Source organism: Paenibacillus sp. PAMC 26794, assembly GCF_000316035.1.
GTDB lineage: Bacteria > Bacillota > Bacilli > Paenibacillales > Paenibacillaceae > Paenibacillus.
Genome location: NZ_ANHX01000086.1, coordinates 153759 through 177967 on the forward strand (window position 1 = coordinate 153759; position 24209 = coordinate 177967).

At 46.7% G+C, this 24209-nt stretch carries 21 protein-coding genes; 18 read left to right on the top strand and 3 right to left on the bottom strand.

The features are described 5' to 3' along the window. The first annotated feature begins 173 nt into the window (after positions 1 to 173). The 15 genes from D829_RS0127955 (at position 174) to D829_RS0128025 (ending at position 18483) form a co-directional block, all read left to right on the top strand. Positions 174 to 2555, top strand: a complete 2382-nt coding sequence (locus tag D829_RS0127955) for a glycoside hydrolase family 95 protein (RefSeq protein ID WP_017692218.1) — start codon at positions 174 to 176, stop codon at positions 2553 to 2555. 16 nt (positions 2556 to 2571) lie between these two features. Continuing rightward, positions 2572 to 3933: a GH1 family beta-glucosidase gene (locus D829_RS0127960; protein ID WP_017692219.1), complete on the top strand. Its 1362-nt coding sequence runs from the start codon at positions 2572 to 2574 to the stop codon at positions 3931 to 3933. Between the two features lie 360 nt (positions 3934 to 4293). After that, on the top strand, positions 4294 to 4557 hold the full coding sequence (locus tag D829_RS0127965) for a hypothetical protein (RefSeq protein ID WP_017692220.1): 264 nt from the start codon (positions 4294 to 4296) through the stop codon (positions 4555 to 4557). Positions 4558 to 4875: 318 nt separating this feature from the next. Further along, positions 4876 to 5850 (top strand): ubiquinol oxidase subunit II, encoded by a 975-nt coding sequence (cyoA, locus tag D829_RS0127970; protein WP_017692221.1) that lies wholly within the window; start codon positions 4876 to 4878, stop codon positions 5848 to 5850. Between the two features lie 21 nt (positions 5851 to 5871). Then, positions 5872 to 7842, top strand: a complete 1971-nt coding sequence (locus D829_RS0127975; protein ID WP_017692222.1) for a cbb3-type cytochrome c oxidase subunit I — start codon at positions 5872 to 5874, stop codon at positions 7840 to 7842. Beyond that, positions 7843 to 8463, top strand: coding sequence for a cytochrome o ubiquinol oxidase subunit III (cyoC, locus tag D829_RS0127980; protein ID WP_017692223.1), 621 nt, complete (start codon positions 7843 to 7845; stop codon positions 8461 to 8463). After that, a complete protein-coding gene (gene cyoD / locus D829_RS0127985) occupies positions 8464 to 8793 on the top strand; it encodes a cytochrome o ubiquinol oxidase subunit IV (protein ID WP_017692224.1) in 330 nt (109 codons plus the stop codon). Between the two features lie 225 nt (positions 8794 to 9018). Beyond that, positions 9019 to 10002 (top strand): zinc-dependent alcohol dehydrogenase family protein, encoded by a 984-nt coding sequence (locus D829_RS0127990; protein WP_017692225.1) that lies wholly within the window; start codon positions 9019 to 9021, stop codon positions 10000 to 10002. A 160-nt stretch (positions 10003 to 10162) separates the two neighbouring features. After that, positions 10163 to 11002 (top strand): 5-dehydro-4-deoxy-D-glucuronate isomerase, encoded by an 840-nt coding sequence (gene kduI / locus D829_RS0127995; RefSeq protein WP_017692226.1) that lies wholly within the window; start codon positions 10163 to 10165, stop codon positions 11000 to 11002. 86 nt (positions 11003 to 11088) lie between these two features. Further along, positions 11089 to 11847 (top strand): DeoR/GlpR family DNA-binding transcription regulator, encoded by a 759-nt coding sequence (locus tag D829_RS0128000; protein WP_026081467.1) that lies wholly within the window; start codon positions 11089 to 11091, stop codon positions 11845 to 11847. A 77-nt stretch (positions 11848 to 11924) separates the two neighbouring features. Further along, on the top strand, positions 11925 to 12677 hold the full coding sequence (kduD, locus tag D829_RS0128005) for a 2-dehydro-3-deoxy-D-gluconate 5-dehydrogenase KduD (RefSeq protein WP_017692228.1): 753 nt from the start codon (positions 11925 to 11927) through the stop codon (positions 12675 to 12677). Between the two features lie 37 nt (positions 12678 to 12714). After that, a complete protein-coding gene (locus tag D829_RS0128010; RefSeq protein ID WP_017692229.1) occupies positions 12715 to 13560 on the top strand; it encodes a sugar phosphate isomerase/epimerase in 846 nt (281 codons plus the stop codon). A 238-nt stretch (positions 13561 to 13798) separates the two neighbouring features. After that, the gene (locus D829_RS0128015; RefSeq protein ID WP_017692230.1) at positions 13799 to 15106 is read left to right on the top strand and encodes a homocysteine synthase; all 1308 of its coding nucleotides are present in this window, start codon (positions 13799 to 13801) and stop codon (positions 15104 to 15106) included. Positions 15107 to 15528: 422 nt separating this feature from the next. Next, positions 15529 to 17541 carry a heavy metal translocating P-type ATPase gene (locus tag D829_RS0128020; protein WP_017692231.1) on the top strand — a complete coding sequence of 671 codons (2013 nt, stop codon included), beginning with the start codon at positions 15529 to 15531 and terminating at the stop codon, positions 17539 to 17541. 132 nt (positions 17542 to 17673) lie between these two features. Then, positions 17674 to 18483 carry an alpha/beta hydrolase gene (locus D829_RS0128025; RefSeq protein WP_017692232.1) on the top strand — a complete coding sequence of 270 codons (810 nt, stop codon included), beginning with the start codon at positions 17674 to 17676 and terminating at the stop codon, positions 18481 to 18483. Positions 18484 to 18605: 122 nt separating this feature from the next. Here the strand turns inward: D829_RS0128025 and D829_RS0128030 are convergent, their stop codons facing one another. Next, positions 18606 to 19337, bottom strand: coding sequence for a ZIP family metal transporter (locus D829_RS0128030; RefSeq protein ID WP_017692233.1), 732 nt, complete (start codon positions 19335 to 19337; stop codon positions 18606 to 18608). Positions 19338 to 19593: 256 nt separating this feature from the next. Between D829_RS0128030 and trxB the strand changes: the two genes are divergently transcribed. Next, the gene (trxB, locus tag D829_RS0128035; RefSeq protein WP_017692234.1) at positions 19594 to 20535 is read left to right on the top strand and encodes a thioredoxin-disulfide reductase; all 942 of its coding nucleotides are present in this window, start codon (positions 19594 to 19596) and stop codon (positions 20533 to 20535) included. Between the two features lie 61 nt (positions 20536 to 20596). Continuing rightward, positions 20597 to 20827 carry a glutaredoxin family protein gene (locus D829_RS0128040; protein WP_017692235.1) on the top strand — a complete coding sequence of 77 codons (231 nt, stop codon included), beginning with the start codon at positions 20597 to 20599 and terminating at the stop codon, positions 20825 to 20827. Positions 20828 to 20966: 139 nt separating this feature from the next. On the opposite strand, the gene D829_RS0128045 is transcribed toward D829_RS0128040, so the two are convergent. Continuing rightward, entirely contained in the window at positions 20967 to 21164 is a 198-nt protein-coding gene (locus D829_RS0128045) for a hypothetical protein (RefSeq protein ID WP_017692236.1), read from the bottom strand. Positions 21165 to 21312: 148 nt separating this feature from the next. Beyond that, positions 21313 to 22479, bottom strand: coding sequence for an ROK family protein (locus D829_RS0128050; RefSeq protein WP_017692237.1), 1167 nt, complete (start codon positions 22477 to 22479; stop codon positions 21313 to 21315). A 199-nt stretch (positions 22480 to 22678) separates the two neighbouring features. Between D829_RS0128050 and xylA the strand changes: the two genes are divergently transcribed. Beyond that, positions 22679 to 23995, top strand: a complete 1317-nt coding sequence (gene xylA / locus D829_RS0128055; RefSeq protein WP_017692238.1) for a xylose isomerase — start codon at positions 22679 to 22681, stop codon at positions 23993 to 23995. The last annotated feature ends 214 nt before the right edge of the window (positions 23996 to 24209 follow it).

A 24209-nucleotide genomic window follows, 5' to 3' on the forward strand; every position in this document is an offset into this window, starting at 1 on the left:
CCATGGTTACACAAGGAAAGGGCCCTATATGGGGCCTTTTTTTTGTAGAATGATGTGATGATTTGCATTGACGCAAATTTTGAAATCACATATAATTTTATTATTGTAAGCACTTACCGAAAACGTTTTATATCATAAGAAATATACAGCTGATTTAGGAACAGGAGCTAATCATGTCCCAACACAATAACCAAACTAAAATCAATCGTCTATGGTATCGACAACCGGCAAAACGCTGGGAAGAAGCATTGCCTATCGGAAACGGCCGTCTTGGAGGCATGGTGTACGGTGGCGCAGCAGATGAACGAATTCAGCTCAATGAAGATACATTATGGTCAGGGTTTCCACGGGATACGATTCAATACAGCAGTCAGCGGTATTTGAAGCAGACGCGAGAGTTGATCATGTCTGGACAGTATGGTGAAGCTGAGGATTTGTTGAACCGTGAAATGCTTGGTCGTGATGTAGAGGCCTACCAGCCGATGGGTCATTTTCTATTGCACCATGAGGGTTTGAAGGATCTTTCATATGATGCATTTGAACGGGAGCTTGATCTGGAATCGGGTATTGCAACCACAACCTACTCATTGGAAGGAACTCAATACGTACGTGAAATGTATTCCAGTGCTTCGGATGATCTAATGGTCTGCACATTGACTGCTGATCAGAAGGGCGCTGTGAGTGTAAGTGTTACGCTAGACAGTCCCCATCCTTATCGCGTTGAGACTTCGGGAGATGCTCTAACCATGTTCAGTCGGTGCCCAAGTCATGTGGAGTCCAATTACTTCAGGGATCACCCGGAATCCGTCCTCTATGAAGAGGATCGGGGAACGGCTTATGCTGTCCGTGTAGCTTTTGCGGCATCTGGCGATCAGGTGAAGGTCTCCAAACTGGAAGGCAAGTTACATATTCAGGGTGCTGATCAGGTTGTGTTTTATCTGGCAGCAGCTACGTCTTTTGAAAGTTACGATGTGTTACCTGTGAAGGATCATTTTGTATTGGAAGAGGAATGCAAGGAGATGATCTCCAAAGCGACCAGACATGGCGCGGAAGCGCTTCGTGACCGACATATTCAGGATCATAGCGCGTTGTTTAACAGAGTCTCTATTGATTTAGGGGTATCGGCTAACGCCGAATTACCTACAGATGAGCGGCTGCAGGCTTATCAGGCAGGGCAACAAGACCCTGGATTGGAGGCACTTTATTTTCAATATGGAAGATATCTGTTAATGGCTAGTTCGCGTCCGGGCAGCCAGCCTGCCAATCTGCAGGGAATCTGGAATCATCAGGTAGAGCCGCCATGGCACAGTGATTACACGATCAACATCAACACGGAGATGAATTACTGGCCGGCAGAAGTCTGCAATCTCAGTGAATGTCATGAGCCGCTGTTCGATATGCTGACCGATCTCAGTGATACAGGACGAAGAACGGCGCGGATTCTGTATGGAGCCCGTGGATGGACTGCCCATCATAACGTGGATATCTGGAGAACCTCTACACCGACAGGTGGAGATGCAAGCTGGGCTTTCTGGCCGATGGGTGGCGTGTGGCTGACCTCGCATCTGTGGGAGCATTACCAATTTACCGGTGATCAGCGTTTTCTTGAGGAACGCGCGTATCCCATCATGAAAGAGGCGGCGCTGTTCTGTCTCGATTGGCTGGTGGAAGGGCCCGATGGTTATCTGGTTACGATTCCATCCACTTCACCAGAGAACAAGTTTCTCACAGATGCTGGGGAGGCACGCAGTATATCCATGGCTTCAACGATGGATATGACGTTAATTCGTGAACTGTTCAGCCGTTGTATTGAGGCTGCGAAGCAACTGGGCATTGATCAGTCATTGGTGAGCGAGTGGGGTGAGGCTCTGGAGAAACTCTATCCATTCCGAATTGGAAGCGAAGGACAATTGCTGGAGTGGTTTAAAGATTTTGCCGAATCTGAACCAGGGCATCGTCACGTTTCCCATCTATATGGGTTATATCCGGGGGAGCAGATCAATCGAGTGCACACACCGGAATTGGTGGAAGCAGCACGGGTATCGCTTGAACGTCGTATCTCACAAGGTGGCGGGCATACAGGATGGAGCTGTGCATGGTTGATCAATCTGTATGCACGACTGCTGGATAGCAGCCAGGCACATCAGTTTGTGCGCACGTTGCTGGCCCGATCCACACATCCGAATCTGTTTGATGACCATCCACCATTCCAGATCGATGGTAATTTTGGAGGCACGGCTGGAATCGCGGAGATGTTATTGCAGAGCCACTTGAACGAGTTACATTTACTGCCTGCACTGCCTGAACTCTGGACTCAAGGTCGTGTTGAAGGCCTTCGTGCAAGAGGTGGTTATACGGTAGCGATAACGTGGACGGACAACAAGCTTGCGTCAGCGGTTATTAAGGCAGATCGAAATGAGTCGCTGACCCTTCGCAGTGTTTATCCACTGCGTGTGGAAGGAAACGAAGAAGCCAAGGCAGAGCTTACGCCTCAGGGCGATTATGTAATTATTTTAACCATGACCGCAGGACAGACGATCCGCGTGTCATCATGAGACGGAGGAGCCAACCATGACCATTTTTAGATTTCCGCAAGATTTTCGCTGGGGTACAGCAACAGCTTCCTATCAGATAGAAGGAGCGGCACAGGAAGGTGGACGCGGGGTATCCATCTGGGATACGTTTGCGCGCACACCTGGCAAAGTATATAACGGAGATAATGGAGATGTCGCGTGTGACAGTTACCACCGTTACGAGGAAGACATCGAACTGATGAAGAAACTCGGGATTAATACATACCGGTTCTCCATTGCCTGGCCGCGTATTATTCCTGACGGAGATGGTGAGATCAATCAGGAAGGTCTGGACTTCTACCACCGCTTCGTGGATGCATTGATCGAGGCTGGAATTGAACCGTTCCTCACACTGTATCACTGGGATCTTCCGCAAACGCTGGAGGATGACGGCGGCTGGGGCAACCGCAGAACAGTAGACGCTTTTGTGAAATATGCCGAAGTGATTTTCAAAGAATTCTCGGGCAAGATCAATTTTTGGCTGACATTCAACGAACCATGGTGTATTGCGTTCCTGTCGAACCTTCTCGGGATTCATGCGCCAGGAAACAAAGACCTGCAAACGTCAATTAATGTGGCACATGGATTGCTGGTTGCTCATGGTAAAGCCGTTCAATCCTTCCGTCGCTTGGGAACAACCGGTCAGATTGGTATTGCTCCGAACGTATGCTGGGCTGAGCCGTACAGCAAATCTCCTGAGGACCAAGCTGCGTGTGACCGATCGATTGCGCTTAATACCGATTGGTTCCTTGATCCAATCTACAAAGGTTCATATCCTCAGTTTATGGTGGATTGGTTTGCAGAAGCGGGTGCTACCGTACCAATTCAGGAAGGCGATATGGAGATCATCTCACAACCGATCGATCTGCTCGGCATTAACTATTACACGATGGGGATCAATCGCTTCAATCCGGAAGCAGGTGCTCTGCAATCGGAAGAAGTTGATATGGGCCTCACCAAAACCGATATTGGCTGGCCTGTGGAATCACGTGGTTTGTATGAATTTATGCATTACTTGCAAAAGTACGGCAATGTGGATGTATATATCACAGAGAATGGTGCCTGCATCAATGATGACCTGGAGAACGGAAAAATTAACGATGATCGCCGAATTTCATACTATGAGCAGCATTTGGCTCAAATTCACCGCATCATTAATGACGGTATTAACCTGAAAGGGTACATGGCATGGTCACTGATGGATAATTTCGAGTGGGCAGAAGGCTACCGCATGCGTTTTGGTCTTGTTCATGTGGACTATCGTTCTCTCGTGAGAACGCCGAAGGAGAGTTATTACTGGTATCAGAACATCATCAAGAATAATTGGTTGGAGACACGGAACGAACATAATCCCCAATAGTTTGGGTGGTAGGTTTTAAGGGTGAAGCAGTTCCTCATTATATATGGTTCCCTTATTAAAGATGAGGATGACGGTAGCATTGGAATATTCCAATGTGCCGTCTTTTTTTGTATTTTTTACAATTGAAAATGAGTAGTTCATAAAGGTTTTATAAGGTCAAGTGCAGTTTCTGTTATGAAGAGACGTTTTTTGGGTTATAAGAAGTATGAATGAATTGAAATTTTTTTGTCAATGGTATAAATCGAAATAAAGTGTCCAAATTGAGAATAAAATTTGAACATTTGTTGACTAAAAATCATACTGATGTGGTATATTGGTATAAGGAAAGCACTTACAAAAAGGGAAAAGGAAGTGTTTACTATGGCATCGAAGACAGCAATGGTTAGCCAATTGGAGCGCAAAGACAAAAATATGCGGCGCGCCGTCTTGACGATGACAGTTCTGGCATGGGTCGCACTCATTACGGGAGTGGTCATGTGTCTGTTCAATCTGAATGACTTTAATGATCGTAATCTTGGCTTGATGGTTGGTATTGGATTCCTTGTAGGTAGTGTGTTTATTTACGTTATTGCCAAAGCGATTGGCCTTGTTCATACACGCCGGGAAGACGAAGGCGCCGATTGATTATAATCCTGCGTTAATTCGTTCATAATAAGACTGGATAAGTTCCCGGAATCCAGTCAATAAAGCCCTTTGCGGATTCGTTGACATTGTTCAACGGGACTGCAAAGGGTTTTATTTTGTGACTTGATGTGTAAAGATTACGAAGTACAAATATCAAGCACGCAAGCGATTTGTGAGAAAAAATTCACACATTTAAGGTGTAAAATCGACAAATTTGTTAACAAGAACAAAAAAGTTGTTCATTTCTGATATCTTTAGTAGGAAGAGAGTAGTATACTGATTTTTCAGTATGAGCGAATTTAAGGAGAGGGGATCAAAATGAACAAGAAACCTAGGTCGCTAATCCGGATTATCATTCCGGTTGTCCTGACGTTGGTTACAATTGCATTGATTGTCTGGCCAATGCTGGCAGGCGGACAGTACGTTGTTCTGGATCCGAAGGGGCCAATTGGCGCTTCGCAGAGAGATTTGATTGTCATCTCGACAATTTTGTGTGCTGTTATCATTGTGCCAGTACTCATTTTGGCTGCCGTAATCGTATGGCGTTACCGCGATAAACCGGACAACAAAGCAGCATATGAACCTAACTGGGCTCATAGCACCAAAGCGGAGGTTGTATGGTGGACCATTCCAATTATTATTATTGGAATACTTGCAATTGTAACGATTCGTTACACTTATGTTCTGGAACCTTCGAAGCCGTTGGCTCACGAGAAAGCACCAATTACCATCCAAGTGTCTTCACTGGACTGGAAATGGCTGTTTATGTATCCAGAACAAGGAATTGCAACGGTTAATACGTTGAATATTCCGGCAGATCGGCCTGTGAAATTTGAGCTCACCGCGGATTCACCGATGAACTCATTCTGGATTCCGCAACTTGGAGGACAGATTTATACGATGTCGGGTATGGCGATGACCTTGTATCTGCAGGCAGATCATGAAGGCAAGTACTGGGGTTCAGGCGCTAACTTCACAGGTGAGCATTTTGGAGAAATGCGTTTTGATGTGAATGCTACATCGGACGAAGATTTTGACAAATGGGTAACTGAAGTGAAACAAAGTTCCCAGGAATTGACCACAGAAGGTTACAAGGCACTGGCTGAACCAGGAACAAGCAATGTTGCTTATTATTCTGCCTTCCCAGAAGGATTGTTCCAAGATATTGTAACCAAGTATGTTGTAGATGGTCAAAGTGCTCACAGCAAGCATGGAACTTCCAACGAAGCTGCTGGAGCCATTCAAAATGCAACTGATACTTCCAATCAAGACGAGGACAAGAGTGCTAACTAAAGATTCGAAAGGAGGCCCCCAATGTTAGAGGGACTTAAAGAGTTTGCATCGGAGTTTTTCGTAACCGGTGATCCGCTCATTTATGGTGCGATGGTAGCTATTGGAATTACCATGATTACTATTGTAGCGGTGCTAACTTATTTCAAAAAATGGGGCTGGCTCTGGCGTAACTGGTTAACGACTGTCGATCACAAAAAGATCGGTATCATGTATATCATCGCTTCCATTATCATGTTATTCCGTGGTGGTGTGGATGCGCTAATGATGCGCCTTCAGCTAGCTATGCCTAACAATGAATTTCTGAATCCTGAGCATTATAATCAGGTGTTCACAACTCACGGCACGATCATGATTCTGTTCATGGCGATGCCATTTATGTTTGGTCTATTTAACGTTATCGTGCCATTACAGATCGGAGCAAGGGACGTTGCGTTCCCGTTCCTGAATGCACTGAGCTTCTGGTTATTCTTCCTGGGAGCAATGCTGTTTAACCTGTCATTCGTTATCGGTGGTTCACCGGATGCAGGATGGCTGAGTTATCCGCCTCTATCGGAGCTGTCGCACAGCCCTGGGGTAGGACAGAACTTCTATATATGGGGTATTCAGATATCGGGTATCGGTTCCCTGGCTACCGGTATCAACTTCCTGGTTACCATCATTAAAATGCGTGCGCCAGGTATGAGATGGATGAAAATGCCGATGTTCACATGGTCGGTATTCTCCACTTGTATCATTATCTTGTTTGCTTTCCCGATCTTGACCGTGACACTTGCATTGTTATTCCTCGACAGGTTTGCCGGGGCGCATTTCTTCACACTTGATCTGGGTGGTAACCCAATGATGTATATCAACTTGATCTGGATGTGGGGTCACCCTGAGGTATACATTGTCGTCTTGCCGGCATTCGGTGTGTTCTCCGAGATTGTAAGTACCTTCTCTCGGAAAAAACTGTTTGGTTACAAGTCAATGGTATTTGCAATGTTAATCATCAGCTTCCTGTCCTTCTTCACATGGGCGCATCACTTCTTCACGATGGGTTCAGGAGCGGACGTGAATGCATTCTTCGCCGTAACTACGATGTTGATTGCTATTCCAACAGGGGTTAAGATATTTAACTGGCTGTTTACCATGTATCGAGGAAGGATTCGCATGGCGACTCCGATGATGTGGACACTTGCCTTTATCCCGTGCTTTATTGTCGGGGGTATGACAGGCGTTCTGTTATCCGTTGCTCCTGCTGACTTCCAGTTCCATAACAGTTACTTCCTGATTGCCCACTTCCACCAAGTATTGATCGGTGGCGTAGTATTCGGATACTTCGCAGGTCTGTACTACTGGTGGCCTAAAATGTTCGGTTTCCAACTTCCAGAGAAACTGGGCAAATGGGCATTCTGGACTTGGAATATTGGTTTCTATGTCTGCTTCATGCCGCAGTACGCTGTCGGTCTGATGGGTATGACACGTCGTCTGAGCACATACGGCTGGGATACTGGCTGGTGGGAACTGAACTTCGTATCCACAATCGGGGCATTCCTGATGGGTGTCGGATTCTTGTTCCAAGTTGCACAAATTGCAGACGGTATTCGCAAATACAAAACACTTAAAGCTTCCGGCGATCCATGGGATGGTCGTACGCTCGAGTGGTCGATTCCTTCACCAGCTCCCGAATATAACTTCGCTGTTACACCGCGCGGAGATGATATTGATGAGTGGTGGGAAGAGAAAGAACGTCGTGCCAAAGGCATCTATCCGCCTGAGCAACCGCTTGAGCCGATTCATATGCCGAAGAACTCCGGAATTCCGTTCATCATGTCTGTCTTCTGGTTCATCGCCGGTTTCGGCTTTGTCTTCGGATGGCTGTGGATGGCAATTCTCGGACTCGCTGGCGTAGGGATCTGCATGATCGCCCGTTCATTCTCATACGATACGGATTATTACATTCCGGTCGACGAAATTAAACGTACCGAAGCGTCGTTAAGGGGGTCGGTATAGATGGCTCAAGCAGCCGCTAAGCACGGTGAGAATCATGCACATGGTCACGACCATGGACATCATGATCCACAGGAAATGAAAATTCTCGGTTTCTGGTTCTTCCTGATTTCCGACGTTATCCTGTTCTCCGTATTGTTCGCAACCTTCATTGTGTTGCGTGACAATACGGCGGGCGGACCAATTTTGTCTGAATTGATCAAAATGCCTGGCGTTATTGCCGAAACGTTTATCTTGCTCACAAGTTCATTTACGAGCGGACTCGCGGTTCTGGCGATGAATCAGGGCAAAGTAAAACAATTAATCAGTTGGCTGGCCGTTACAGCCGTTCTGGGTGCAAGCTTTATTGCACTGGAAGTATATGAGTTTATTGAGTTGATTCACGAAGGGTTTAGCTTTACAACGAGTGCTGCTTCTGGCGCATTCTTCACCCTCGTGGGTACTCACGGACTTCACGTATCGCTTGGTCTGATCTGGATGATTGGACTTATGTTACAACTGAAAAAACGTGGAATTACTGATGTCACTCGCGGTAAAATCAACGTTATCAGCTTGTACTGGCACTTCTTGGACGTCGTATGGATCTTCCTCCTGTCGATCGTCTATCTCTTGGGGGTGATGTAGATGGCAGAGCACAACTCACATGATTCCCACGGCCATGAACAACATGGCTCACTGAAGTCTTATGTCATCGGCTTCATTCTGTCCGTCGTACTGACAATCATTCCACTTGTGGTGGTTTTGAACGACATGATGGGCAAAACAGGAACACTCGTTGTGATTCTTGGTACAGCAGCACTTCAGTTTGTGGTTCAACTCTTCTTCTTCATGCATATCCGTGAAACAGGGAAACCACGCTGGAATGTGATGGCACTTATTTTCGGATTACTGATTATGATGACTATCGTGATTGGTTCGATCTGGATCATGCTTAACAACGCTGTTGCACATTAATTCATATGATGAAAGATCCTCACGACCTTGGAATTCAAGGTTGTGGGGCTCTTTTTTTTTCTAAGCAAATATTTTCGAATGTTTTTATGAAAAAAAAGTTGTTTTATATCATAATAAGTCGTTGATGAAATAATTTACCAGTGATACTATTGTTATACACTCTGGAAATATATTCAATATTTTATTTGGAGTTATTTTAGCAAAATTATTTTAGGAGATGTACCAATGAAAGCTAGGATAATCCGTTACTATCGTTTTGGCGAACCAAGTGAAGTGTTATGTATGGAAGAAAAAGATGTGATACCCCCTGGCCCCGGTGAATTAGCAGTGAGGATGTATGCTCGGCCTATTAATCCCTCCGATCTCATTCCTGTTCGAGGAGCTTACCCGCATCGTACCCGATTACCAGCTGTTCCCGGTTTTGAGGGTGTGGGGGTGGTAGAAGCAGTAGGACCGGGAGTATCCAATCAAATGTTGGGGCGCCGTGTCTTGCCGCTAAAAGGCGAGAATACTTGGCAGGACGTCGTGAAGACCTTGGATCGTCATACAATCATCGTGCCTAATGATATCGATGATCAATCAGCCAGTCAGCTCTATATTAACCCGATTACGGCTTGGTTGATCTGTACAGAGATGCTTAATCTTACGTATGGTAATACCCTGATTGTGAATGCGGGGGGATCTGCGATCGGGCGAATCTTTGCACAGATCTCAAAAATCTATGGATTTAAATTGATTGCGCTTACGAGAGGTGATCGTCATACTGCTGAACTGTATCGTCTTGGAGCAGTTTCTGTTATCAATACGACGAAAGAGTTGCTACAGGATAGAATCGCGGAATTAACAGAGGGGTGCTGTGCTGATGCAGCCGTGGATTGTATTGGAGGGACAGACGGGGAACAGTTGGTCAGTTGTCTTAAGCCAAATGGTACGGTCATCAGTGTAGGGCTGCTTTCGGGGATCACACCGTTATGGCATGAAGTAACCCGTGGAACACAAGTTCATGTGAAACTTTTCTGGTTAAAGCATTGGGTGGAACGCTGTTCGCAACAACGCTGGGAACAGGTATTTCATGAGGTGATGGAGCTGGTCAGAGCAGGAAGGCTTGTCATGGCAAACGTTGGGGCGACGTATGAACTAACGAATGTACAACAGGCTATTGCAACGGCTGAATGGGGTATCGATGGGAAGGTTCTCTTAATACAGTAGTACATAAGACTTGGAAAAAAGTCTTAATCTCATTATCACATAAATTACTTTTTCGAAAATAAAGGTACACAAAAGATACATAATGAACTAAAATGAACTTATATGAACATTATCAAACTCAATCCCAACTAATTTAAATGACGAAAGGAATGGATTAAGAATGGAAAATCGTTATGCTGCACATCCCAATGAAGTGAAAACATATGATACATCTCGCCTGCGTGAGGAATTTTTGATGGAGCAACTGTTTGCAACCGATGAACTGGTAACCGTATATTCTCATGTGGATCGTTATATTGTGGGAACGGCTGTACCTGAGAGCAAGGATATTACCCTTGAAGTAAACCTGAAAGATATCGGAACGAACTTTTTCCTGGAACGTCGTGAAATCGGTATCATTAACGTTGGTGGTCACGGAACAGTGACAGCGGATGGTCAAGGGTATGAGATTGGAGCGAAGGAATGTCTCTACATCGGTAGAGGTGTGAAGGAAGTTGTGTTCACGAGCAGTGACAAGGCTCAACCTGCCCAATTCTATTTTGTATCCACACCGGCTCACCACACCTATCCAACGGTAAAAGCAACACAAGAACAAGCCCAGCCGAATCATCTCGGCAGCATTGAAAGCTCGAACGAGCGTACAATCTATCGGTACATTCACCAGGGTGAGGGTGGAATTAAGAGCTGTCAACTCGTGATGGGGATCACGGAGTTGAACAAGGGTAACATGTGGAACACGATGCCTGCACATACCCATAACCGCCGTTCCGAAGTATACTTGTACTGGAACTTGCCTGAAGACGGTGTTGTATTCCATATGATGGGTGAGCCAAACGAAACACGCCATCTGGTTGTACGTGATCGCCAGGCGATCATTTCCCCAAGCTGGTCCATTCACAGTGGTGTGGGTACAAGCAATTACACCTTCTGTTGGGCGATGGCTGGTGAGAACCAGACGTTCGAAGATATGGACGGCGTAGCGATGAAAGACCTGAAATAATAAATTACAGATGTCTGAGTTAAATTGACAGGGTAGACACTATAACTCATTTATTTTGACTCAGGTGGTATAGGAAGTTGATTATGATGAATCCATTGAAAAGACATGAAAAAATTATGGAGGCTCTGCTGGAGCGCCAGGAAGTAACCGTCAGTGATCTTAGTGAGTTGCTGCAGGTGACTGGGAAGACTGTGCGAGAGGATCTCGACAAGTTGGAGAGTATGGGGTTGCTCGTACGTGTCCATGGTGGTGCTATGCTGGCTCAGAATGACCAGTATGGCATCTTGAATAGCCGCGGAGTTACCGAGAAGCATCATTCGGAGAAGACGGAAATTGCTGAACGTGCCCTTGCTTACATTCGACCTGGAGATATTGTTGCTCTCGATGGTGGCAGCACCACGCTAGAGATGGCCAAACGTCTCGATAATCAGCCACTGACGGTGGTGACCAATGACCTGTTCATTATTGCGGAGTTGACCAAAAAGGAGCAAGTGCGACTGGTTGTGCCTGGCGGGGCTCGTGTACGGAATATGCTGGTGGGGGATGATACGGCTGCGTTTATATCCAGCCTTAACATTCATAAAGCCTTTATATCTACGACAGCCCTTCATCCGGAATTCGGATTATCCATATATACGGGAGATCTGGTTCCTTTGAAAAAAGCAATGATATCTGCCTCGCAGCAAGTATACGGCGTTGTGGATCATTATAAATTCGGACAATTTGCACTGCGAACTTTCGCCCAGTGTTCGGAACTGGACTACATTATCAGTGATAGTCGTTTGGATGAAGAGACGGCTGCCTTATACGAGCAGAGCGGTGTCACAGTGGATTATCAAAGTTAACCTCATTCATTATTCATGGGATTAAAGAACGGACGGATCTAAGGATTGCATATCAAAACCATGCGGAGGAATCATTCATGAACCCATTTGATTTAAGCGGACAAGTTGCACTGGTGACAGGTACCTCGGGAGGACTTGGACAAGGGATGGCCATTGGTTTGGCAGAAGCAGGTGCTGATGTGGTGCTGGTCTCTTATTCCAAGCCTGCGGCAACGGCAAGTGCCATTGAAGCACTCGGACGCAAAGCTTATGTGATTGAAGCGGATTTAAGTCGTGAAGATGAGTTGTCGGCTGTGTTCGAACAGGCGCTTGCGTTCCAGGGCAGAATTGACATTCTCGTCAACAATGCCGGAATCATTCGTCGCACACCTGCGGCTGATCATGCAGGGCAGGACTGGCATGATGTAATTGGACTGAACCTGAATACTGTATTTTTCCTAAGCCAATTGGCAGGCAGACATATGATTGAACGCGGAAGTGGCAAAATCATTAATATTGCATCCATGTTGTCCTATCAAGGTGGGATCAACGTGCCAGGGTATACAGCCAGTAAACATGGCGTTGCTGGTTTAACCAAAGCACTCGCCAATGAATGGGCAGGGAAGGGAATCCAGATTAACGGTATCGCACCGGGTTATATGGAAACCGATAATACTACCCAGATCCGTGCGGACGAGAATCGTTACCGGGATATTACAGCCCGTATTCCTGCGGGGCGTTGGGGAACACCTCAAGATCTGAAAGGCCCGGTTGTCTTTCTGGCATCTGCCGCTTCGGATTATCTGAATGGTCATGTGCTGAATGTCGATGGCGGCTGGATGGCACGTTAATCACTTGATCATCGGATTAGCATAAGGAGGCAGTGAGATGAAACTTGGTATTCTGGCACATACATTTGGCAAACAGCCTACAGCACAGCTTGCACAGACAATTGCGGATAACGGATTTAATTCCGTACAGCTGGCGCTGGCCAAAGCATTATCAGATGTGGACTCATCGAATGGCAAGCTCAGCCCTGGGCTGGCGAATGAGATCGGAGATCAATTTGCACAGCGCGGGGTGAAGATTGCGGTACTGGGCTGTTATATTAATCCGATTGACCCTGATCCGGTAAGCCGACGTGCAGACATTGATCGATTCAAGGAGCATTTGCGTTATGCCCGGGATTTTGGTTGCAGCATGGTGGCAACGGAGACCGGAAGCTTGGACACCTATCAGCATACGCATCCGGATGGATATGAAGAGAAGGCATGGAGTGTGCTGAAAGAAACGGTTGAGGAGTTGGCTGAGGAAGCGGAGAAATGGGGCGTGCATGCGGCGATTGAGCCTGTGTCTACCCATACCCTTCATACCCATGAACATATGACACGTTTGTTTGAAGAGATTCCTTCATCCAATCTGGGGATGCTGTTCGACCCGTGTAATCTGATCAAACAGCCACATGTTGCAGATCAAGGGGCTTTCTTGCGTGAGGTGATGGAAGCACTGTATCAGCGCATGATTGTGATCCATGCCAAGGACGTAGCCTTCGATGCACAGGGAGAGAAGTTCAATCCGGTACCTGGGGCAGGCATACTGGATTACCCGTTATTTTTTGAATTGCTAAAAACGTATAAGCCACATATCGATATTTCACTTGAAGGCGTAACTGCGGAGCAAGCTGTGCCTGCGGCCAAACATTTGCGTGAAGTATGGAGCGCAGTTCGGGACTAACCAAAGCCCGGATGAGCTATTGCATACCGAAGTCAAAGTAGCTGAAAAACCTTTGCGAGGGCAAAGGTTTTTTTGGCACAGAAATTGATAATCTACATATTTATTATTTCTTATCGGAACAATCGGAAATAATTCTTTTCAAATGCGACATCTTGTGAGAGAATATGAAAAACATACGCCACCATGCGAAGACATCAGGGAATCAAAGAACGTATATACCAAGGGAGGATTTAGATTTATGTCAAACGAACGTGAGCTTTCATTTGAAACATTGGCAATTCATGCAGGCCAGGAGATTGATCCAACCACCAACGCACGAGCTGTACCCTTGTATCAGACAACATCCTATGGATTCAAGGATACCGAGCATGCAGCTAATCTGTTTGGTTTGAAAGAGTTTGGCAACATCTATACCCGTCTGATGAATCCAACAACCGACGTGTTTGAGCAACGGATTGCGGCGTTGGAAGGCGGAGCTGGGGCGCTGGCTACAGCTTCTGGTCAGGCAGCCATTACGTTTTCACTTCTGAATATTGCTGGTGCAGGCGATGAGATCGTGTCTTCGGCGAGTTTGTATGGAGGTACATACAATCTGTTCTCGACGACTTTGCCGAAACTGGGTCTGGACGTGAAATTTGTGGATTCCAGTGATCCTGAGAATTTCCGGGCAGCGATTACGGAGAAAACGAAAGCATTGTATGCCGAAACGATCGGTAATCCAAAGGGGAATGTACTTGATATTGAAGCGGTGGCAGCGATTGCCCATGAACATGGAATTCCTTTGATAGTGGATAATACGTTCCCAAGTCCGTACCTGCTTCGTCCCATCGAACATGGCGCAGATATTGTCGTTCACTCTGCAACGAAATTTATTGGCGGTCATGGTACATCCATTGGTGGCGTTATCGTGGATAGCGGAAAATTTGATTGGAAAGCAAGTGGCAAGTTCCCTGGATTGACGGAGCCGGATGCCAGTTATAACGGTGTAGTATATACGGAAGCGGTTGGACCGATTGCTTATATTATCAAAGCTCGTGTACAACTTCTGCGTGACTTTGGTGCAACAATCTCTCCATTTAATTCCTGGTTGCTGATTCAAGGACTGGAGACGTTGCATCTACGTGTGGAACGTCATAGCACCAATGCACTGGCTGTCGCGCAATATCTGGAGAAGCATGAGGATGTGCAGTGGGTGAGCTATGCAGGCTTGCCAAGCCACCCGTCCTATGAACTGGCGCAGAAGTATTTGCCGAGAGGCCAGGGAGCGATTCTGACGTTTGGTATTAAAGGTGGAGTAGAAGCGGGACGCAAATTGATTGAAAGTGTCAAACTGTTCTCTCACCTTGCAAACGTGGGCGATTCCAAGTCACTGATCATTCACCCGGCAAGTACAACTCACGCGCAGTTGACCGAAGATGAACAAACTGCCGCAGGCGTTAATCCGGAGTTGATTCGTCTGTCTGTGGGTACAGAGAACATTCAAGACATTATCTATGATTTGGAGCAAGCGATCAAAGCAAGTCAGGGAGCAAGTGTAGGCGCGTAAATGGCATGGGGTGGATGTGTAAACAATCACTTAAGCGATATGCCATAAACAGGTCAAATGAATATCAATAGATGGTTAAAGCCGTTGTCCTCTGGGACAGCGGCTTTTTGTCTTTTTGAACACGTATTTATGAGTAACCATCGAAAAAAGGCCATTTACAAATGAGGATCACAGGCATATACTGATTAAAAGTTGTATTAGGTAAAAATAATTGCATAATCACAAAAATGATTATCATTCTCATTCGAGATTATTGCAAAATCATTCATAAAACCATGCTGCTGCGGGAATCCCGCAGCAGCATGTGTCATTTTTAGGGCATTAACAATGGCTCTCATTCTCAATACAACTTCATTTCTGGAAGCGGAACTTGAGCACACTCACTATCCGCAAACCTACCATTTGAAAGGAACGTGATTTATATGCAAGCGATACATCAACCTCTACACAGACAGCAACAAGCAGAACAACGCTCATCCCAAACACCCGGCCCCAATCGGGGCAAGAAGCCTGATTTTCGAGCCATGGTCCAGAATAAAGAGATGCAATCTGCATTGGGCAGCGGGCTGTTGATGCTGATTGCCTGGGGAACTGCACCGTATTTTGGTACCTTATCCATCATGCTCTACATTGTGGCGTATGCCGTGGGCGGTTGGACCAAAGCGAAGGAAGGTATCGAGACACTGGTCAAGAACCGTGATCTGGATGTAAACCTGCTGATGATTGCCGCATCCCTTGGGGCAGCAACCATCGGTTACTGGAATGAAGGTGCGATGCTGATCTTTATTTTTGCACTCAGTGGTGCGTTGGAAAGTTATGCGACAGAGCGCAGTCATAAAGATATTTCATCTTTACTGGCGCTCAAGCCAGAGACTGCACTGCGTATTGAGGATGGACAGATGAACCTCGTGGCTATTGATGATCTGCAACCGGGTGATCTGCTGTTGGTAAAACCTGGAGAGCTAATTCCTGCGGATGGCGTGGTGTACCGTGGGAGTTCTTTTATCAATCAGTCGTCCATCACCGGAGAATCCCTGCCTGTGGACAAAGTTGCAGGGGATGAAGTCTATGCAGGTACTGTAAATGGGGAGGGCGCATTATACGTAGAGGTCACAAAATCGGCTGAAGGGTCACTGTTCGGCAAGATCATTAAAATGGTGGAAGAAGCGCAGGCGGAAGTACCGGATTCTCAGCGTTTCATGGAGCGGTTTGAAGGAATTTATGCACGTATTGTTGTAGGGGTGACCTTACTTGTCATTGCAGGAACTCCGCTGCTGCTTGGCTGGACATGGAATGAGGCATTTTATAAAGCGATGGTATTTCTGGTGGTTGCTTCGCCTTGTGCACTGGTGTCTTCCATCATGCCTGTTATGCTGTCCGCGATGTCCAGCAGTGCCCGCCGTGGCATTCTCTTTAAGGGAGGTGCCCATATGGAGAATATGGCTCGCACGCGAGTCGTGGCTTTTGACAAGACAGGTACATTGACCATGGGCACCCCGCAAGTCACCGATATTATTACGGCTGAAAATGTAGATCGCGCCCAGCTATTAGCTGCGGTAGCGGCAATTGAGAACCTCTCGATGCATCCTTTGGCTCGTGCCATCGTAGATCAGGCGAACAAGGAGAACATTACACTTCACGAAGCCGATCACGTACAGGCTCTAACAGGCTGGGGCATCGAAGGAACTGTAAACGATGTGGTCTGGAGCATTGGCAAAACAGATGTACTGGGATCAATGCAGTCAGAGGAGATGACAGGCAGAAACGTTGATACAGATGAACATGGTGCTAACCATATGAAGGGTTCTTCTGAGTGGGGCGATGTATGCTCCCGTCTTGAGGGGGAGGGGAAAACCGTATCCGCTGTTATGGCTGATGGTGAATTAGTCGGCCTGATCGCGATGCGGGATACGGTACGGCCAGAGGCAGCAGCTGCAGTGAAAAAGCTTGAAGCGATGGGTGTAAAAGTTGCCATGTTAACAGGAGACCGAGCCAGATCAGCTTCTGTAATTGCGCGTGAAACTGGAGTAAGCATGGTCTATGCAGACTTGTTGCCTGGAGATAAGGTGAAGCAGGTACAAGCACTCCGCAAACAGTATGGTCCTGTGCTGATGGTAGGGGACGGTGTAAATGATGCACCGGCACTTGCAGCAGCTACTGTGGGTATGGGGATGGGATTGTCCGGCAGCGGAACTGCACTGGAGGTCGCTGATGCGGTACTAATGAACGATAACATTGAAGAGATCGCTTGGGTGATTGGGCAGGCCCGGCGAGCTCAGCGTACAGTGAAGCAAAATATGTTTTTTGCCATCACCGTTATTCTGGCTTTAATTGCGGGTAACTTCCTCCAGGATGTCGCATTGCCTTTGGGTGTGGTAGGTCATGAAGGAAGTACAATTCTGGTTATTCTAAATGGGCTTAGACTGCTACGGTAATCAGATATGGAGAGGAAAATAGTTAATTGGTTTCGCTGGTAGTATGCGGCTGGTGGAACGGCTCACGTTTGAACCTGGGGTCAGCGGGTAATGATTCGAAGAGACGATTCGATACTAAGGGAGCTGTGAAATATGGGACGTTATGTACAAGTGGAACCAAATGTAAAGGTATATGTTGAAGATATTGGCGAAGGAACCCCGGTTGTCTTTTTGCACGGCTGGCCTGTTAATTATAAAATGTTTGAATATCAATTGAACGTATTGCCGAACCATGGCATTCGTGCTATTGCGATAGATTTTAGAGGATATGGCTTATCGGATAAGCCTTCCACAGGATATGATTATGATCGCATGGCAGACGATGTTCGTGCCGTTATTGATGATCTGGAGCTGAAAGACGCGGTACTCGCAGGGTTCTCCATGGGTGGAGCGATTGCAGTACATTACATGGCTCGCCATAAGGGACATGGTGTCTCCAAGCTGGCCTTGTTATCTGCGGCAGCACCTGTGTTCACACAGCGCGAAGGTTATCCGTATGGATTGACTCCAGAGCAGCTGAACGAGCAGATCATTGAGCCGATCTTCGCAGATCGTCCGAAGTTACTGGAGACGTTTGGCGGCATGTTCTTCGCGAAGAAACACAGCCAGCCATTCATGGATTGGTTCCACGCCCTCGGCATGGAAGCTTCATCTTATGGTACCATTCGCAGTGCAATTGCGTTGCGGGATGAGGACTTGCGAGGTGACCTGAGTTCGATTCAGGTGCCGACAGCCATTTTGCACGGGAAAAAGGATGAGATCTGTCCGTTCGAATTCGCGGAGCAGATGCACAAGGGCATCGCTTCCTCTCAACTGATTGCTTTTGAAGAGAGTGGTCATGGTGCATTCTATGATGAATTGGAAAAATTCAATTCGGAATTGATTCGTTTCATCCAATCCTGATCAGGAGAGGGCGCAATACCTCTGACAGACGATCCGGTAATTTCATGGAATCTTCATTTGTGGCTAAACAAAGAACCTGGTCGACAGTCTTGGACTGTTCGCTCGGGTTCTTTAGTCTGCAATCAGAACAATTCCGTCAGACCGATCATTGTGATGAGTCCAAGTAAAAACGAGATAGTCGCTACACGTGCATTGCCATCACCGTGACTCTCAGGAATGAGTTCCTTATAGACAATGAACATCATCGCACCGGCTGCAAAGGCCAAACCATAAGGCACAAGACCAGCTACGAGACTGCTTAATGTGTAACCAATCATAGCTGTAATAATCTCTACCGCTCCGGTCAGGGTGGCAATACCCAGCGCTTTGAAGCGGCCAATGTTCTGGTTTACTAGGAAAAGGGCCACCAAAAATCCTTCCGGAGCATTCTGCAATCCAATGGAAAAGGCAATGAGATTGCCCAGGTTCTCATCCGAGCTTGCATAGCTGACTCCAACGGATAACCCTTCTGGCAGGTTATGCATGGTAATGGCTGCAATAATCATGAAGGCTTTGGCTTCAATTTTGAAAGGCATTTTCTCGGGATTCTCCAGATCGACGTGTGGAATCTTCATCTCCAGCACCAGTAGCACCAGGCTACCAAGCATAATACCAAATGCGAGTACAAAGAGGTTCGATTGGCCAAGCGCTTCCGGAATGAGATTATACACCGAGGCCGAGGTCATAATACCTGCGGCGTATGCCAGCAAGATATCACGCAGACGGTGCGATATTTTGCGCATAAATAGAATCGGTACGGCCCCTAGGCCGGTAGACATGGCTGATATAAAACTGCCAATGAGTGCATCGTTCATGCTTCCATTTTCCCTCCTGATGAAGACTTCTTCATAATCGCTGCCGAGCATTGACACCGTACATAAAAGAGATCATAATGAACAACAGATTAGAATGATTATAAATTAGAATTCCGTTTCTGCATAGGGCAATTGTCATTACACGGGCAGGTCTTGTGGACATGATGTAGGCTTTTCGTTCTAGTGTATGCAAAAGCCTAAGCTTTTGATGCCGGAGGGCCCGACCTTTTTGCAGAACCCGGGGGAGGAACTATACATGTATAAATCAATCATTATCGGAACAGGCCCTGCAGGGCTGACAGCAGCAATCTATCTGGCACGTGCCAACATGAACCCACTCGTTATTGAAGGACCACAACCTGGTGGCCAACTGACAACAACGACTGAAGTGGAGAACTTCCCAGGTTTCCCTGATGGTATTATGGGTCCTGAACTGATGGACAACATGCGTAAACAAGCTGAGCGCTTCGGTGCTGAATTCCGCACAGGCTGGGTGAACAACATCGACATGAGCGAGCGTCCATTCAAGATTCAAGTTGAAGGTATGGGTGAACTCGTATCGGAAACATTGATCCTGTCCACAGGCGCAACTGCTAAATACCTGGGTATCCCTGGCGAAGAAACGAATATAGGCCGCGGTGTCAGCACATGTGCAACATGTGATGGATTCTTCTTCCGTAACAAAGAAATCATCGTCATAGGCGGTGGTGACTCTGCTCTTGAGGAAGCAAGTTTCCTGTCCCGTTTCGGTTCCAAAGTAACGCTGGTACACCGTCGTGAAGAACTGCGTGGCTCCAAAATCATGCAGGATCGTGCACGCAGCAACGAAAAAGTAGAAATGTCTTTGAACCGTACACCACTCGAAGTACTTGCTGGCGACAACGGCGTAACCGGATTGAAAGTGTTGAACAACGAAACAGGTGAAGAAGAAGTGATTCCAGCAAGCGGCGTATTCGTAGCTATCGGTCACACACCAAACACGGGATTCCTTGGCGGACAAATCACTACGGACGAACATGGTTATATCCTGACTACACCAGGCACATCCGAGACAAACATCCCAGGCGTATTCGCATGTGGTGACGTTCAAGATACTCGTTACAAACAAGCGATCACAGCTGCAGGTAGCGGATGTATGGCTGCTATGGACACAGAGAAATACATTGAAAGCTTGGAGCACAGCGCAGTTGTTCTGTAATAGAATGAGCTGATTCCAACCAAACGATAGATTAATAAAAAACATATGAGGTGAATTAAACATGGAAAACGTAATTTTATATACATCTACCAACTGCCCGAACTGCAAATCCGTAAAAACGTTCCTGGCTGACAAAGGTATCTCTTATGAAGAGCGCAACATCGAAACCAGCGATGAATATGCGCAACAAGTATGGGACATGGGCGTACGTGCTGTGCCATTGACTGTCATTGGTGAACATCGCATTCTGGGTATGAACAAAACCCAATTTGCCAAAGCATTGGACGCTTAAATCTGGCTGATCATCTGGATCATCATGTGTTGAAAGAAATTTTCAATTCATATGCAATTCCGGTTTTCGCGAGCCGTTAGGATATAGAAAGAACCGTACCCGGAAGGGTACGGTTTTTTGTGCAAACGCTGAATATGATCTAGAAAAAAATACTCATGAAAGTCTGAAATACAACATACACCAGCAATCCTGACAGCATGTACATGAAACCAGCCTTCTTTTTGCTCTGGAACAATCGGAGTATGCCAAGGCTGAACAGGGGCGCAAGCACAATCAGGAACAGGAGGACGGTGACAAACATTTGCGCCGAGATATCTGAAGTATCCACGTAGGTCACGCTTTTTTTTCACTCCGTTTCATTATCGGAATTAACACAGCTATATTCACACAGCCATGACAAAAATCACATAACCCCATTATACATCTGGATTTCTTTAACAAAAAGGGAGGAAATGGGGCGAAATGATGTCCATTTTCATCTGTTATTAGACAGACACCCTGATTTTTCCTAAAAACTGGGATATTGCAGAGTAAGCGGCACCAACGCGGGTGGAACGGCTGCCCAGAGCTGCCCATTCAATCTGCAAACTGCGGCGGTGATAAGGCAATGTACGTTCCTCGACAACTTGTTTTAACGCTGTTTCAATCCATGGACCTGCTTCAGAGAGCGGACCGCCAATGATAATACGTTCCGGGTTGAAACTGTTAACGATATTGGTAATGCCAATCCCCAGTTTGCGTCCAATCGTGTTGTATAATTCCTGAACAGCATCGTGGCCTTGCTCCGCATAATGAATAAGCTCTCGTGTGGTATGAGCAGGTAATTTTAGCTGATGATCCGGGTGCTCGTAGGCTTTTTCCGATGCGTATAACTCCCAGCAACCACGATTACCACAGGAGCAGGGCAGACCTTCCGCTTCAATGGACATATGACCTGTTTCCCCTGCGTAGCCCCACGCGCCTTTGTATAATTCACCATCTACCATGATGCCTGAACCAATCCCCATGCCTGCACTGATGTAGATCATGTGACGGACACCGATACCTGCCCCAAAATTCAACTCTCCATGAGCACCAGCATTGGCTTCATTATCGATCGTTACAGGCAGTTCAAATTCTTCTTCAAGCATCGAGCGCAGAGCTACCTTCTCCCACCCCAAGTTGGGTGCAAACAGGACCGTTCCTGCCTCATCCACCATGCCGGGCACCCCGATGCCAATACCAATGACTCCATGAGGGGAAGGAGGAGCTGCTTCAATGAGCTGTTTTGCTGCCAATTTCAATTGCTCCAGTACAGAGGACACGTCATGATGTTCCAAGGTCACTGCGTATTCTGTAATGATGTGTCCTTCGAGATCTGTAAGCACGCCTTTCAAATGGGTCACACTGAGTTCCAGCCCGACTGCATAGCCTGATGTCCCTCGAAACAGCAGCATGAGTGGTTTACGACCGCCGCTGGATTCCCCAGGGCCAATCTCCTGCACCAGGTCATCACTGATCAGATCAGCAACCAGGTTGGATACCGTTGCTTTGTTCAGCCCCGTAACCTCGGACACTCGTGCGCGAGAAAGAGGGGCATGGCGACGGATCGTATCCAGAACGATCGACTTGTTTATTTTTTTGACCAGCATCTGGTCTCCGGTAATTTTCATATGGTTTAGGCACTCCTATTCTTCTGATAAAAGGGTTCTGACCCACATCCGAAACAAGTTATTCGACTATTATAGCGCAAACAACCGTGTAAAAAACATTTTTATTTTTACTTTGTTTAACCAATAGACAAAGTAAAATCGATGTGATAGGATAACGTTGTAAACGATTTCTTAAAACTATTGAGGAGGCATTTTACACATGGCCTATTTTGAATCCGTTAATAAAATTGCATTCGAAGGTAAAGATTCCAAGAATCCTTTTGCTTTTAAACATTATAATCCGGAAGAAGTGGTAGCCGGCAAATCGATGGAAGAACATTTCCGTTTTGGCATGGCTTACTGGCATACATTAACTGCAGGCGGCAGTGACCCGTTTGGCGCGGAGACAGCTGTTCGTTCGTGGGATAAATACTCGGGTCTGGACCTCGCGAAAGTACGCGTGGAAGCGGCATTTGAATTTTTGGAAAAAATGAATCTCCCGTTCTTCTGTTTCCACGATGTGGACATTGCACCAGAAGGCAATAACCTGCGCGAGTTCTACAGCAACATTGATACCATCGTTGACCTGATTGAAGATCATATGAAATCCAGCGGCAAAAAACTGCTCTGGAACACGGCGAACATGTTCTCGAACCCACGCTTCATGTTTGGTGCAGCATCCACTTGCAACGCAGACGTGTATGCTCACGCAGCAGCACAGATCAAAAAAGGTCTGGAAGTTGGTAAACGTCTGGGCGCTGAAAACTATGTATTCTGGGGCGGTCGTGAAGGTTACGACACATTGCTGAACACAGATATGCAACTGGAGCAAGACAACATTGCTCGCATGTTCCACATGGCTGTAGACTACGCGAAGGAAATTGGCTTTGATGCACAATTCCTGATCGAGCCTAAACCAAAAGAGCCAACGAAACACCAATATGATTATGATGCAGCAACTTCCATTGCTTTCTTGCAAAAATACGGTTTGGACAAACATTTCAAACTCAACCTGGAAGCGAACCACGCGACACTGGCTGGTCATACATTTGATCACGAAATCCGCGTTGCGCGTACAAACGGCATGCTCGGTTCCCTCGATGCGAACCAAGGCGATATGCTGATCGGTTGGGATACGGATGAGTTCCCGGTTGATATGTACGATGCTACGTTGACAATGTATGAAGTATTGAAAAACGGCGGTATCGGCCGTGGTGGTGTGAACTTTGACGCGAAAGTGCGTCGTGGTTCCTTCGAAGCTGACGATCTGTTCCTGGCACACATCGCAGGTATGGACACGTATGCCAAAGGTCTGAAAGTAGCAGCAAAACTGATCGAAGATCGCGTATTCGATGACTTCATCGAAAAACGTTACAGCAGCTTCAGCGAAGGCATTGGCGCAGATGTAGTTGCAGGTAAAGCAACACTGACCTCCCTTGCTGAGTACGCACTCAACAACGAAAGCCCACGCAAAAACCAATCTGGACGTCAGGAATTGCTGAGAGCACAACTTAACCAGTACATTCTGGCTGACTAATATCGGATTAAGTTTAGCTTGTACCACGGAACGCCTGAACAAGCATGACATTCGGACCGTCCCCGACTTTCCCTTGGGAAGACGGGGGCGGTTTTTTGGTTAAACAAATAACGCGGTTTTTAAATTTTGGATATAAATGAATAATTTGCATGCTAAACGAAGTGAGCAGAAAGGACCCGAGGAAGCGGAGCGTGCGCATTTATCCCCGGATTTC

Coding starts and splice junctions, on each gene's coding strand:
- D829_RS0127955 (WP_017692218.1), top strand. CDS start 174: ATGTCCCAACACAATAACCAAACTAAAATCAATCGTCTATGGTATCGA.
- D829_RS0127960 (WP_017692219.1), top strand. CDS start 2,572: ATGACCATTTTTAGATTTCCGCAAGATTTTCGCTGGGGTACAGCAACA.
- D829_RS0127965 (WP_017692220.1), top strand. CDS start 4,294: ATGGCATCGAAGACAGCAATGGTTAGCCAATTGGAGCGCAAAGACAAA.
- cyoA (WP_017692221.1), top strand. CDS start 4,876: ATGAACAAGAAACCTAGGTCGCTAATCCGGATTATCATTCCGGTTGTC.
- D829_RS0127975 (WP_017692222.1), top strand. CDS start 5,872: ATGTTAGAGGGACTTAAAGAGTTTGCATCGGAGTTTTTCGTAACCGGT.
- cyoC (WP_017692223.1), top strand. CDS start 7,843: ATGGCTCAAGCAGCCGCTAAGCACGGTGAGAATCATGCACATGGTCAC.
- cyoD (WP_017692224.1), top strand. CDS start 8,464: ATGGCAGAGCACAACTCACATGATTCCCACGGCCATGAACAACATGGC.
- D829_RS0127990 (WP_017692225.1), top strand. CDS start 9,019: ATGAAAGCTAGGATAATCCGTTACTATCGTTTTGGCGAACCAAGTGAA.
- kduI (WP_017692226.1), top strand. CDS start 10,163: ATGGAAAATCGTTATGCTGCACATCCCAATGAAGTGAAAACATATGAT.
- D829_RS0128000 (WP_026081467.1), top strand. CDS start 11,089: ATGAATCCATTGAAAAGACATGAAAAAATTATGGAGGCTCTGCTGGAG.
- kduD (WP_017692228.1), top strand. CDS start 11,925: ATGAACCCATTTGATTTAAGCGGACAAGTTGCACTGGTGACAGGTACC.
- D829_RS0128010 (WP_017692229.1), top strand. CDS start 12,715: ATGAAACTTGGTATTCTGGCACATACATTTGGCAAACAGCCTACAGCA.
- D829_RS0128015 (WP_017692230.1), top strand. CDS start 13,799: ATGTCAAACGAACGTGAGCTTTCATTTGAAACATTGGCAATTCATGCA.
- D829_RS0128020 (WP_017692231.1), top strand. CDS start 15,529: ATGCAAGCGATACATCAACCTCTACACAGACAGCAACAAGCAGAACAA.
- D829_RS0128025 (WP_017692232.1), top strand. CDS start 17,674: ATGGGACGTTATGTACAAGTGGAACCAAATGTAAAGGTATATGTTGAA.
- D829_RS0128030 (WP_017692233.1), bottom strand. CDS start 19,337: ATGAACGATGCACTCATTGGCAGTTTTATATCAGCCATGTCTACCGGC.
- trxB (WP_017692234.1), top strand. CDS start 19,594: ATGTATAAATCAATCATTATCGGAACAGGCCCTGCAGGGCTGACAGCA.
- D829_RS0128040 (WP_017692235.1), top strand. CDS start 20,597: ATGGAAAACGTAATTTTATATACATCTACCAACTGCCCGAACTGCAAA.
- D829_RS0128050 (WP_017692237.1), bottom strand. CDS start 22,479: ATGAAAATTACCGGAGACCAGATGCTGGTCAAAAAAATAAACAAGTCG.
- xylA (WP_017692238.1), top strand. CDS start 22,679: ATGGCCTATTTTGAATCCGTTAATAAAATTGCATTCGAAGGTAAAGAT.